The following is a 12,153-nucleotide window of genomic DNA, read 5'->3' on the forward strand; positions in this document are numbered from 1 at the left end:
ATAAGAAATTATTCCTTCAGGCTGGCCACACAACATATCTCATGTCCGCGACGCTCGCCTTGCCATTTGGCCAATAATGCCATTCGCTCTACAAATGGAGTATTCGGCCCATAGTGAGGATGTGCATCGATTAATACATCCGAAACAGAGACCAACTGCCGCGTGAATATCGAAATGATCTCAAATCCAGCCTGATTGAGTAATTCACGCACATTAGTGTCCATGTAATGATACAGGTGATCGGGTTCAATAAATAACGGTGATTCAGGTCCGTAGACTTCGTTGGTTAATGAATGGCTGTTAGGAATACTGAAATATATTTTCCCTTGCGTTGTCAAAAGATTACGAATATCCTTCAAAAATGCAAATGGATCGGAAATATGCTCAAGCACATGCCAGAACACTATCGCATCATAACGAGGAAGATCAGGATTTTCAGCCGAGTCATCGTCTTGGGTGCTTTTCCATTCATCTTTAACCAGATCCACACCGTATTTATATTTGGCATAGGCTCGTGACATTTGTGAGGGTTCAATGCCAACCGCTCTCCAGCCGCCATTTCCAGCAGCATGTAAAAATTCACCTGTTCCAGAGCCAATCTCTAGCAATGCTCCTTTTTCTGGACTGAACATTTCCAGCAGCATTAAATTAAACAGAGCATGGTCGGAATAGGTAGCCTGAGCATATTTTTCACGCATTGCAATCCATTCTGTATTATAAATATCTGCGATTAAGCCGGTTGTATCAACCTCCGCAATATTCGCTCTAAAGATAAGACCACAGTTGCTACACCGCATTAACGTAAACGAATGATACTCATGGAATACGGTGATAGCTGGGGCAGGGCCACACAAAATACATTGCATATAAAATACACCTCCGTTATTCGTTTCACTTATTCCTCCCAGGTCACTAGCTGGAGTTAGAGCATCATAGTTCAACTATAGCGCTGTGCTAAACAGTGCATTTTTATATCCCGCGACCTTCCATATCAGCTCAGAGGGTCAATAATGCGTATACTCATCCTGTCTGATGAATGTCTTTTTGGAGCCTTTGCTGAAGGGGAGAACTCTTTCCTGATGTTTATCTGCAAAAAGATCCACCAGCACGCTGGATGCTGCCTGATCATTATCATCAACAAACAGGTAATCTAAGACGTAGTCGTTACAAGAAATTCAAGTATAAATTCAAGGCCTCCGGTCGCTGATATACCGGGTTGGCAGCTAATATTCGTACAAGCTTCAATCCCTCCAATCTAACTTTTGCTATGAACTAGACACCAGCTTATTTCTATTTGAATAACATTGATTACAGAACAGCTTAGAATGAAAGGAAGAGAACAACCGATGTTTGGATGGACGCCTGGTATCATAGATGAAAATACGATTAATCTTTTGATGGCGGGTATAGCCTTTCAGGAGCTGTCGCTAAGTCATGTAATCAATGCCGAAGGTGAAAAAATCCAAGCCGCCATCGGAACACTTCCCGGTATTAGCCCAACCTCTATCTCGATAAGCGATCTACTTGCAGTGAACAGCAGCGTAAATAATGTACTTGACTGTGTTTTTATCCAAGAGCTGATCTTGCTAGCTCAATTGCAATGCCTTCTGAATCCTTCCGGTTGTACCGGGGCAACTGGTTGTTTTCCTTTCGGTACTACGGGAGCAACGGGTGCAACTGGCACAATTGGTAACACAGGTGCAACCGGAGCGACGGGAACTACTGGTACGACGGGAACTACTGGAGCAACTGGAGTTACAGGAGCTACGGGCACTACAGGAGCTACGGGTAACACAGGTGCGACGGGGGCTACAGGAGAAACTGGAGCGACGGGAGCAGCAGGTGTGACTGGAGCTACAGGTACTACTGGAGCAACTGGAGTTACAGGAGCTACGGGCGCAACTGGTAGTACAGGCGCTACCGGAGCAACGGGTACTACAGGAGCTACGGGCACTACAGGAGCGACGGGCACTACAGGAGCGACGGGCACTACAGGAGCGACGGGCACTACAGGAGCTACGGGTAACACAGGTGCGACGGGTAACACAGGCGCTACTGGAGCCACGGGTACAACTGGTAACACGGGTGTAACCGGAGCTACTGGCGCAACAGGTAACACAGGTGCTACGGGCACGACAGGTGCAGCGGGTGGTCTGGCTAGTGCGCTTAGCCGGACGAACTCAGGGGCAACGACGATATTGCTCGGAGGAGCCATAACTTTTGCTACAGCAGGTGCGTCGACAGGGACTTTTATAACGGTCGTGAGTAATACCACATTCGGTTTGACACAACCGGGATTATATAAAGTTACTCTAGTACTAAACACTGCCCTGACTACTCTGCTGGCAACCATTACTCCATCGTTTACAGGTACCGCGGCACCTGCACCGGGAAGCTATTCTTTTCCGTTAATTGCGGCAGGGAGCAGTATTGTTGCAGCATTCATGTTCAGGGTGACTGTCGCAGGAAATCTACAATTTCTAGTTAGCGGAGTCACGTTGTCTTTATCCGGCGGAACAAGCGCCATGGTCGTTATTGAATATATTTCCGCTTAAGACGATAAAGGGAACAGGCCAGTTAATCTCGCTGAAGCATCTTCTGAATTACCTGCCCGTTTCATCAGTTCGCTACCTTCCTTATACCTTCCAAGCTTCACTAAGCAGATAGCCATATAATAGCGGGCGTGAGTGTCTCCAAGACCTTTCAGAGTTAGATATTTCTTTGATTCATCCCCAAGTTCCAGACATTTCTCCAGCAGATGATAAGCTTCAAGTACTAGATCTTTTTGCAATAAATACATCGCCTTGTAAAATAACAGATCCACATAATCGGGGTATAATCTTAACGCGTGCTCGATACCCGGCCAGATCCCGTCTATACCTCCATATGCAATTAAGATGTCATATTTCTGTTTATACAATATGGCAGGCGGAAGCTGACTTTGACCAAGAAACTCGACAATGGATTTATTCACTTGTTCAAAAGCTTCCTCATATCGATTTAATCGAGTGTACTCACTGGCAAGATGATAATAAAGCCATGGATCCGACTTCCCAGAAGCAAGTTCCTGCTCAAGCAGCATCAGATTACGCACCGCTTTCCCCTTAATTCTCACCGTGTCTTCAAGATAACCATAGTGATGAATTCGTAGGGGAAGCAGGACAGGTGTCTCGTTCAACCGTGAGCCGTCACTATGTACAAGCGTTTCGTGAATATTCCCTTTGAAGAACAGACCCTCTCCATTTCGAAACAACCGTACCTGCGGACATAAATATATCGGTTCAGGATGCTCTTGGCTAACGCCGGTATAGTTAACGACCTGAAGTGCAGCCAGTACAGCATCTGTCTCCAGTAGGTTATCACGCAATGAACCGGGATCAGACTGTTCCAGTACTTCATCTGCATCCAACCAAAGGATCCAGTTCCCCTTTGCCTTAGAGATTCCTTCATTTCTGGCGTCCGCGAAACTGCCATTCCAGCTTTTATACCACACGGTAGCTCCAAATGAGCGGCAAATCGCAGCCGTCCTGTCGGATGAGCCTGTATCAATGATAATTATTTCATCTACAATATCTTGAACACTCTGTAGACACTTGCCGATACTTGCTTCTTCATCCTTTACAATCATGCACAACGACAACAGAGGGATTCCCACTTTCCGCTCCTCCTAATATAAAGTCCTAGAAAGCTATACTATAAATCTATTGAAGTTTGCCCTTGTTTATGATCAGTGAGACGAGCATATTCTATCGAGATTGATAATAGAATGAAAGAAATGAAACCCACTCCTGATCGGAGGCAACTCCCGATGATTACAATAAGCCTGTGCATGATTGTAAAAAATGAAGAAGAAATACTCCCACGATGTCTAGCATCCGTTAAAGGTTTGGTCGATGAAATCGTGGTGGTGGACACCGGCTCCTCAGATCGGACTATCGATATCGCCCGCTCGCTCGGGGCTGTTGTATACGAATATAAATGGCAAGATGATTTCTCGGCAGCAAGGAATTATGCTTTTGCCCAAGGCACCAGTGATTATTTGTTCTGGCTGGATGCCGATGATGTGTTAGAGGAAGACGATGCAAGCAAGCTGATGAGCTTGAAGAATAGTATTACTCCGGATTATGACAGCATCACTATGGACTATATTCTCTCTATATCTGAAAATGGACAGCCTTTAAACAGATTGAAGAGAAATCGATTGGTGCGAAGGGACAGAATGTTTCAGTGGATCGGTTATGTGCATGAGTATCTTGCGGTGAGTGGCCGGATTTTTCATAGTGATATTGCAGTAACCCACAAAAAAGTCCGAGCCTACTCCGATCGCAACCTTCAATTATACTTACGAAAACGAGAGAGAGGATTTCCTTTTTCTGAACGTGACCAATACTATTTCGGAAACGAACTATTGGATAATGGTAGAGTTAGTGAGGCTGCAGAACAATATGAGTTATTTCTAGCGCTGGAGCAGGGCTGGATTGAGGACAAGATCGCGGCCTGTCACAAACTGGCCGATTGCTACGGTCAACTGGAGCAACCAGAACAACAAAAGTTTTCACTGCTGCGCAGCTTGAACTATGACGCACCACGTGCTGATTTTTGCTGTAAGCTCGGAAATATTTTTTTAGAACAGATGATGTACGGAACTGCCATCTACTGGTTCAGGCAGGCAACCTTGATGGAACCGCCAAGCGATGCAATGAATTTGGTGGATCTATCTTATTGGACATGGCTTCCTCATCTTCAACTCTGTGTAAGTTATGACAGACTCGGCGAACATGCAAAGGCCAAATACCATCATGAATGGTGTAAAGTCCATTATCCAAATCATCCGAGCATTATTTACAACGAAGCTTATTTTGCTGAATTAGTTGACAACCCGGGATAATGTGGTCCGCATCCGCTTATTTTCACATATCTCTGACCGAGAGGAGAGCCACTCATGTCAATGCCAAAAATCCCCGACATCGAACCAAATATTACTCTGACAAGAACCCAGGTCATTGATATGATGCTGGCCTCAGTCGCTACGGAAGGACTGGGATTATCTCATATCCTAAATGCCCAGAGCGAGAAAATACTGCGTTTTGTTAATGACGAGCATACAGGTGTAAAAGATATACTCCAACTGAACCACAGCCTGGATAAGGTACTACGTTCAGTAATCAGTAGCCAGTTTCTGATTCAGCTCAGACTAGGGGATATCCTGCAGTTAGAGGAGCGAATAGTAGAGGAGGAAGAAATTTGTACTGAAGAGGAAGAGTATGAAGAATAAGCAAAGTTGGGCTGCTCAGAACATTCAACTGCTGCAATCTACATTATCAATAAGTGAAGGTCACACAAGATGGGTTGAGAGTTGGACCCTAATCAACGACAAACTTTCAGAAGAGGTTTCCATTACAGGATGTACAACCCATATGCTGCAGGCCAGCCAATCCGTAATCCAAGTCATGAAGAATTTACATCTCTTTAGGTTGACTCTGCTGGCTAATTGGAATATGGTAATGAGTCGTATTGATCAAGAAACAGAGCTTTTATTGACGCAAAATAACACTTTAAAATCTAAACTCACAGAAACGGTCTGCCAGCTCGAAGAAGCTTATAGTGAACTGACCGCATCTATTTTGGAACTACACGTAAAACTGATGGATAGTTGTGACTTCTGCAAAGAGCAGGAGGAGAGAACAAAAGTGTATCGGCAAATCTGCTTCTGTCTTGATATCATCAGACAGTTGCGAATCCTGAATGAACCATCCAAAGACGTCCTGCTTCTAATTCATAACGGGTCGATGCCTGGTACTACATCCAGAAAGAAGCAAATCTCTGAGGTTTGCATCCAAGAGTACCTCAAAGTAATACTCGAGGATATGGAGCACAAGCCCCTCATCGATAGAAAGCTGCAAATTCATATTTCTAGACTTATTCAATTTATTAAATCGAATTATATACAGACCTCTAGCATGACGTACGCTCCTAATGCTGTAGCTCCCCGCAATCCGGTTTTTTTCGCAGCTATGTCTTCCACCAGCATTAAACAACAATCTAAATGGACTCAAATGGAATACAACACATTAAGCATAGTACAACCCCCTGGGAAGTTGTGGCTACATAAGGGGTTAAAATCTCTGACAGAATTCTAAACGGCCTTCTTACCTCGTATACATACTTCATAAGCGTTACTAAGGAGGTATTAAATTTGTCATTTCCGAATATACCCAGTGTCACTCCGACCATTACAATAACCAGAGATGATGCCCTTAACCTGTTGCTATCATCCATTGCCTTTGAAGAGCTTGGACTCAGCCATATTATTAATGCTGAAGGTGAAAAGATTCAATATGTTTTAGGTACGATCCCTGGTCTGAGCGGCTTGCCTGCAACTATTGCCGATGTACTGGCAATAGACCAAAGTGTAAAAAGTACACTCGACACGACGATAAGAAAAGAGCTTCTGCTTCAAGCTAAACTTGAGAGCGTACTGAGTGCTCCAACATTACTTGGACCTACTGGAGCAACCGGGCCTACGGGTCCAGCTGGTGGACCTGTCGGTCCAACTGGAGCTACTGGAGCTGCCGGGGCTGCTGGGGTAACAGGAGCAACGGGAACCGCTGGAGCGGCGGGAGCTACTGGAACTGCAGGAGCTGTCGGAGCTACGGGAGCAGCGGGAGCCATAGGGGCAACAGGAGCAACGGGTGCTACAGGAGCTACTGGTGCAACAGGGGATCCGGGTTCTGTGGGTGCAGTTGGTCCAGTTGGTCCAGCAGGAGGAACAGGAGCAACGGGTGCAACCGGAATTGGAATTACCGGTGCAACAGGAATCGCTGGGATTACTGGGGCTACAGGAGTAACGGGAGTGACAGGAGTCACAGGCATTAATATTACGGCTACTAATGCATTTGTGGCAAATACAACGGGTGGGCTGATCACTGTTCTATTGGGAGGAACAAATATTGCCTTCCCTGGACCACCTCAAGTACTCAGCGCTGGGATCACTATTAATGGTACCAACGATGTTATAACGCTCGCCAACGCAGGAACTTATTACATCTCCTACCAGGCAAATACAACCGCCGGAATACTCCTGAGCACACGTTTACTGATCAATGGGGCACAAGCTGCGGGATCAGTAGTATCGCCTGTCCTTAGCGTTTCAGCATACAATAACGACGTTATTGTTAATGTGGCTGCGGCCACTACAGTCAGCGTTCAATTTTTTGGAGCCGCTGGTGTTGTTACTTTAACTGGGGGAGGTTCAACCGGAGCGGCACTTAATATCATCCGTTTAAATTAAATGTTAATGCTATAACGAGCAGCACTTCTCAACTTGGGGAGTGCTTTTTTATAGTTAAGTGTTAACTTTGCGTTGCAAGTACTTTGTTACAAGCCATGATTACGCCAAAAGATTGTTGGCTTCGGAAATGCCTGTTAATATTGGAAATAGAATCATCTCTTAGATTGGAGAGTCAATGATATGAAGGTCATTATTTTTGGAGCTACAGGTATGGTTGGTCAAAGCGCGTTGCGTGAATGTTTGATGGATGATAGAGTTCAAGAAATACTTACGATTGGGCGTAAAAAGACAGAGCATCAACATACAAAACTAAGACAAATTCAACTTTCCAATGTAGCTGAATTATCAAGTATAGAACATGAAATCACAGGTTATGATGCATGCTTTTTCTGCCTTGGGGTTTCCTCTGCTGGTATGAAGGAAGAGGAATATAAAAGAGTAACATATGATATCGCGCTATCCGCCGGAACAACATTAGCAAGATTGAACCCTCAAATGACCTTTGTATATGTTTCTGGAAGTGGGACGGATAGTTCGGAAAAAGGACGCTCTATGTGGGCAAGAGTGAAAGGGAAGACAGAAAACGATCTGTTGAAGCTACCTTTTAAGGACGCTTATATGTTCAGACCAGGTGTAATTCTACCCCTATATGGCATACAATCCAAAACAAAAGTGTATCAGATTTTTTATGATGTGATGAAGCCACTTTATCCCATGCTAAAGAAGTTAAACAGTGTCATTACATCGGAACAATTGGGACGAGCTATGATTCAGGTAACGATTAACGGTTATCCAAGACCCAGAATAGAAAGCAATGAGCTCAAATCCATGATCAGGAGGTTAATTTAATGAACATTATCATTAGACAAGAAAAAGCTCAAGATATTAACGAAGTCTACCATGTAGTCCAAAAATCATTTGAAAATGCGGAACATTCAGATCATGATGAGCACAATTTGGTAAATAGACTAAGGAGCTCGACAAAGTTTATTCCGGAGTTATCTCTTGTAGCTGAATATGAGAATAAGATCGTCGGTCATATCCTTTTTACAGAAATTCTAGTGGGTGATCAAACTCTCGTTGCGCTTGCACCTGTTGCAGTACTACCAGAAATGCAAAGCAAGGGTATAGGGAAGCTACTGATTACTGAAGGCCACAAAATCGCAACACAGCTTGGATATAAAGGCTCTGTCGTTTTGGGTCATGATAAGTATTATCCGAAGTTTGGTTATAAAAAAGCTAGTCAATTTGGAATAGATGCACCTTTCGAAGTTTCAGACGATAATTTTATGGCCGTTGAGCTTATAGATGACGGTCTCTCAGATGTCCATGGCGTTGTCGAATACGCTAAAGAATTTTTTGAAATTAGATAAACGTAAAAAAGTGGAGCAAATGCTACGGCAGTTGCTCCACTTTTTTATTTGTTTACAGAATCAATTAACACCTTTAAAAAAAGGATTGTGGAATATCGAGACTGAAAACGGCTTGACGAACGACACTATCCTGTATAAAATGAAGCAGTGATTTAGTAAATTAGTAAATGAGTAAATTAGTAAATAGGAGTGGTGCAATGAAAATATCAACAACGTTTAAACATAATCCTGTTGTCATGTTGGAGAGTTTTGAGAAGGTGCAAAAAATAGTAAAGGATATGGGGAATTAAAATGTTTTCTAATCATTATGTTCGAACAATTATCCTCTCCCGTGTGTTATTGCAGCTCGGAATATGGATCCGGAATTATGCCGTCCTTCTTTATGTATCTGAATTGACGAATAATAATCCGGTAGATGTATCTCTGATATCGGTTGCCGAATTTGCACCGATCTTTATTTTTGGTCTTATTGGTGGGACCTTTGCCGACCGATGGCGGCCGAAGAGAACCATGGTATGGAGCGATTTGTTATCTGGCTTGTCCGTCGGGGTGGTGCTGATTGCGGTCATGAATGGCGAATGGATTGCGCTTCTTATCGGATCTTTTGTATCTGCCAGCTTATCTCAATTTTCTCAGCCTTCGGCGATGAAACTGTACAAGAGACATGTGCAAGCTGAACAGCTGCAAGGCGTTATGGCGATGTCCCAAACCCTTGTCGCTATCTTTACGGTTTTGGGACCCGTTATTGGTACGTTTATTTTTATTAAGTTTGGAATTCACGTATCTCTGATCCTGACAGCCGTTATGTTTCTGGGCTCTTCGCTTATATTGTCTTCCCTTCCTCGGGATGAAGAAGAACCCAAGTCAGGTAAAGCCAGCGGCTTCATCAAAGAGTTAACGGCTGGCTTGCGATACATCGGATCGAGTAAACCCTTAAGAACACTTAGTTTAACTTTCTCGGCGGTGGGTTTGGCATCAGGACTAACTCAGCCGCTTCAGATTTTTCTTGTCATCGAGAACTTAGGTAAGGACAAACAATTTCTTCAGTGGCTTGTGATGGCTAGTGGGGCAGCCATGTTAGTAGGCGGAGCTGCAATAATCGGGATAGCCAAAAAAGTAAGGCCACAGCTATTGCTTTTGATAGGCTTACTCGTCAATGCCGTCTGTACGGTTGGAATGGGAGCTTCTAAGCAAATTTGGCTGACGATTATTTTCTTGGTGATCAGTGGTTTGTTTTACCCTTGCATTCAAGGAGGGATTCAGACACTTCTTGTGCGAAATACCGAAGGGGCCTTTATTGGCCGAGTTTCAGGAGCAATCATGCCTATTTTTATGGGAATGATGGTGGTCGGAATGTTCATTTCCGGCTACCTAAAGGATACGTTCTCCTTGATGGGCGTATTTATGGCGAGTGGTGTATTTGTGATTATCGGTGCGCTTTTTCTGCTTCCTATTGTGGTTAAGATAAGAAGTAATGTGGAGCTGGAATCGCTGGGAAAATGAAAATCCAACTACAATTTCCATGAATTTATTATCTAAGATAAGGAGAGAAAGATATGGATATGAATAAACGCAAAGAGCTGATCGAGGAGTACAAACAGATTAAGATTTATATGGGTGTTGCTCAAATCAAAAACCAAATCAACGGCAAAATATTTATCGACAGCTATCCTAATTTGAAAAACAAATGGCTTACCCTGCAAATGCAGTTGGATTCAGGGAGATTTGCAAATGCCCAGCTCCAGAAGGATTGGAAAGAATTCGGTGCGGATGCGTTCACTTATGAGGTACTAGAACAGAAGGAGATAGATAAGGTAACTGATATGCGCTGGGAACGGAAGAAAATCTTAAAGCCATGGTTAGAGAAGTTACAGCCCTACGGAGATAAAGGTTATAACAAACCACGAATTGACTAACGATGAAATCCAAGATAAGATGAAACCGTCGTTTAGTAAATTAGTAAAATAGTAACTGGAAGGAAGAAAAAAAACATGAAAATACCTACTACTTTAAAACATAAGCCTGTTGTCGTATCGGAGAATTATGAGAAGGTTGACGGCCGAATGGCTGGAAACACAGATGCGAAAGGTCTTTCCTTAGGATTGGCGCAGTGGAATGATCGAGGAAAGGTTGATATTTCTGCTAAGGTATGGAGATATACCGGAGAAAAATGGTCAAGACAATCAGAGGAACTGCCTCTTCATCGCGTGCTTGATTTGTCCATTCTAATTTGCCGGTCGTTAGAACATTTCCGCGAAGCGTATCGATATGAGAATTTATATGACCCGGAGCAGCCCGTCATCGACAGAGTTGGCTTGCAAGGGGATGCGATGACTGTAGCGGTATGTACAGATAATGAGCGAATTAATGAAGATATTAAGCTATTTAATCAAGCTCTTAGCGATGACGATGAAATGATCGGTGAGCGTCTGAGCACGTTATCCAAAATATTAAAGGATATGGGATATTAAACAGTGAGTGGTAGTCAAACAGGGCAAAAAAGCCTTCGTGACTGCCACTTTTTTTATATAGTTTAAAACAATTCCGGCCCCCGTCCAGGAGTATCTATTGGCAAAGTATCTTGGATTTTGATTTCATTTCTTAATTTCCGGAAATCTTTAGGTGTTCTTGTTTGATGTTTTTTAAAGGACTGAATGAAGTTGTTAACATGATTAAAACCAACTCTATGGGCAATTTCAGTTACTGTATAATCAGTTGAAATTAATAGCTCCATACTTTTCTTAATCCGGTACTTTATTAAATATTCATACGGTGTGATATGAAGGGTCTTTTTGAAACTACGGGTACATTCTGAAACACTTAAATGAGCAGCATCAGAAATATCTTGCAAAGTTATATTAGTTGCGTAGTGCTGATGGATGAAAGAAAGCATGAGTTGAAGTCGTTCTTGCTGCCTTTTTACGTATTTAGCTGTGTCCTCAAAGGAGAGAGAAATATTAGATATCAAGGTTAACCAGAGTTGTACGGTTCTGATAGAAACCTCATATTCCCATCCCCATTTCTTTGGCATATCAAATCTATTCTTCAGCTCCAAAAGCATGTTTAGTACATCTCTTTGCCATTCAGCATCTCCTTTAATTACTAGAGACAGTAAGGAAGAGTTCGTATAAGGTGATACATAATTTTTTTCCATAGCACTATCTGCATAAAAGACCAACAGCTTTTCAGGAAAATTGAAACTCACATACTGACCGTCAGGAGTCAGGTGCGTCGTAACATGAAGGGCACCTTTATTGATGAAAATGGCTTGGCCATTTTTCAATTCATAATCAATACCATTCACTTGTATAACTAGTTTACCTTGAGTAACCAAAGTGATCTGAAGTTCTTCGTGCCAATGTAAGTCATTAAATCCTCGTCCTTCAGGGATAATTTTCCGAGAGTTAGCTGTGTACATAATGTATGGAAATGAAGCATCAGGAAAAAGAATTTTCTCGTGCAGCAGTTTTGACATCTAATGACGTCCCT

At 43.1% G+C, this 12,153-nt stretch carries 13 protein-coding genes; 10 read left to right on the top strand and 3 right to left on the bottom strand.

Annotated elements, in window-relative coordinates:
- Positions 1-8: 8 nt before the first annotated feature.
- Positions 9-866 (bottom strand): class I SAM-dependent methyltransferase, encoded by an 858-nt coding sequence (locus MHI27_RS15575; protein WP_405174114.1) that lies wholly within the window; start codon positions 864-866, stop codon positions 9-11.
- Between the two features lie 480 nt (positions 867-1,346).
- On the opposite strand from MHI27_RS15575, the gene MHI27_RS15580 reads away from it, so the two are divergent.
- Entirely contained in the window at positions 1,347-2,555 is a 1,209-nt protein-coding gene (locus MHI27_RS15580) for a hypothetical protein (protein WP_405174115.1), read from the top strand.
- On the opposite strand, the gene MHI27_RS15585 is transcribed toward MHI27_RS15580, so the two are convergent.
- Positions 2,552-3,655, bottom strand: a complete 1,104-nt coding sequence (locus MHI27_RS15585; RefSeq protein ID WP_405174116.1) for a glycosyltransferase — start codon at positions 3,653-3,655, stop codon at positions 2,552-2,554. The two genes, MHI27_RS15580 and MHI27_RS15585, sit on opposite strands and share 4 nt — an antisense overlap.
- 153 nt (positions 3,656-3,808) lie before the next feature.
- Between MHI27_RS15585 and MHI27_RS15590 the strand changes: the two genes are divergently transcribed.
- The 9 genes from MHI27_RS15590 (at position 3,809) to MHI27_RS15630 (ending at position 11,135) form a co-directional block, all read left to right on the top strand.
- On the top strand, positions 3,809-4,888 hold the full coding sequence (locus tag MHI27_RS15590) for a glycosyltransferase (RefSeq protein WP_405174117.1): 1,080 nt from the start codon (positions 3,809-3,811) through the stop codon (positions 4,886-4,888).
- Between the two features lie 54 nt (positions 4,889-4,942).
- A complete protein-coding gene (locus MHI27_RS15595) occupies positions 4,943-5,275 on the top strand; it encodes a hypothetical protein (protein ID WP_405174118.1) in 333 nt (110 codons plus the stop codon).
- Entirely contained in the window at positions 5,265-6,140 is an 876-nt protein-coding gene (locus tag MHI27_RS15600) for a hypothetical protein (RefSeq protein ID WP_405174119.1), read from the top strand. The genes MHI27_RS15595 and MHI27_RS15600 overlap by 11 nt, the downstream gene beginning before the upstream one ends.
- A 56-nt stretch (positions 6,141-6,196) precedes the next feature.
- Positions 6,197-7,291 carry a BclA C-terminal domain-containing protein gene (locus MHI27_RS15605; RefSeq protein ID WP_405174120.1) on the top strand — a complete coding sequence of 365 codons (1,095 nt, stop codon included), beginning with the start codon at positions 6,197-6,199 and terminating at the stop codon, positions 7,289-7,291.
- A 180-nt stretch (positions 7,292-7,471) separates the two neighbouring features.
- Complete coding sequence (locus tag MHI27_RS15610; RefSeq protein ID WP_405174121.1) at positions 7,472-8,140, top strand: NAD-dependent epimerase/dehydratase family protein; 669 nt, start codon at positions 7,472-7,474, stop codon at positions 8,138-8,140.
- Positions 8,140-8,664 carry a GNAT family N-acetyltransferase gene (locus MHI27_RS15615; protein WP_405174122.1) on the top strand — a complete coding sequence of 175 codons (525 nt, stop codon included), beginning with the start codon at positions 8,140-8,142 and terminating at the stop codon, positions 8,662-8,664. Before MHI27_RS15610 ends, MHI27_RS15615 begins: the two co-directional genes overlap by 1 nt.
- Before the next feature lie 291 nt (positions 8,665-8,955).
- Positions 8,956-10,167 carry an MFS transporter gene (locus MHI27_RS15620; protein ID WP_405174123.1) on the top strand — a complete coding sequence of 404 codons (1,212 nt, stop codon included), beginning with the start codon at positions 8,956-8,958 and terminating at the stop codon, positions 10,165-10,167.
- A gap of 53 nt (positions 10,168-10,220) precedes the next feature.
- Entirely contained in the window at positions 10,221-10,580 is a 360-nt protein-coding gene (locus MHI27_RS15625) for a GIY-YIG nuclease family protein (RefSeq protein WP_042188371.1), read from the top strand.
- A 75-nt stretch (positions 10,581-10,655) separates the two neighbouring features.
- Entirely contained in the window at positions 10,656-11,135 is a 480-nt protein-coding gene (locus MHI27_RS15630; protein ID WP_042188373.1) for a DUF6530 family protein, read from the top strand.
- Positions 11,136-11,197: 62 nt separating this feature from the next.
- Here MHI27_RS15630 and MHI27_RS15635 read toward each other — a convergent pair whose 3' ends face one another.
- Positions 11,198-12,139 carry a helix-turn-helix domain-containing protein gene (locus tag MHI27_RS15635; protein WP_405174124.1) on the bottom strand — a complete coding sequence of 314 codons (942 nt, stop codon included), beginning with the start codon at positions 12,137-12,139 and terminating at the stop codon, positions 11,198-11,200.
- Between the last annotated feature and the right edge of the window lie 14 nt (positions 12,140-12,153).

It is taken from the genome of Paenibacillus sp. FSL H8-0261, assembly GCF_045040645.1.
In the GTDB taxonomy this organism is placed as follows: Bacteria; Bacillota; Bacilli; order Paenibacillales; family Paenibacillaceae; genus Paenibacillus_AQ.

Bases quoted from the DNA above. Each gene is read 5' to 3' on its own strand.
- MHI27_RS15575 (WP_405174114.1), bottom strand. From the start codon at position 866: ATGCAATGTATTTTGTGTGGCCCTGCCCCAGCTATCACCGTATTCCAT.
- MHI27_RS15580 (WP_405174115.1), top strand. From the start codon at position 1,347: ATGTTTGGATGGACGCCTGGTATCATAGATGAAAATACGATTAATCTT.
- MHI27_RS15590 (WP_405174117.1), top strand. From the start codon at position 3,809: ATGATTACAATAAGCCTGTGCATGATTGTAAAAAATGAAGAAGAAATA.
- MHI27_RS15595 (WP_405174118.1), top strand. From the start codon at position 4,943: ATGTCAATGCCAAAAATCCCCGACATCGAACCAAATATTACTCTGACA.
- MHI27_RS15600 (WP_405174119.1), top strand. From the start codon at position 5,265: ATGAAGAATAAGCAAAGTTGGGCTGCTCAGAACATTCAACTGCTGCAA.
- MHI27_RS15610 (WP_405174121.1), top strand. From the start codon at position 7,472: ATGAAGGTCATTATTTTTGGAGCTACAGGTATGGTTGGTCAAAGCGCG.
- MHI27_RS15615 (WP_405174122.1), top strand. From the start codon at position 8,140: ATGAACATTATCATTAGACAAGAAAAAGCTCAAGATATTAACGAAGTC.
- MHI27_RS15620 (WP_405174123.1), top strand. From the start codon at position 8,956: ATGTTTTCTAATCATTATGTTCGAACAATTATCCTCTCCCGTGTGTTA.
- MHI27_RS15625 (WP_042188371.1), top strand. From the start codon at position 10,221: ATGGATATGAATAAACGCAAAGAGCTGATCGAGGAGTACAAACAGATT.
- MHI27_RS15630 (WP_042188373.1), top strand. From the start codon at position 10,656: ATGAAAATACCTACTACTTTAAAACATAAGCCTGTTGTCGTATCGGAG.
- MHI27_RS15635 (WP_405174124.1), bottom strand. From the start codon at position 12,139: ATGTCAAAACTGCTGCACGAGAAAATTCTTTTTCCTGATGCTTCATTT.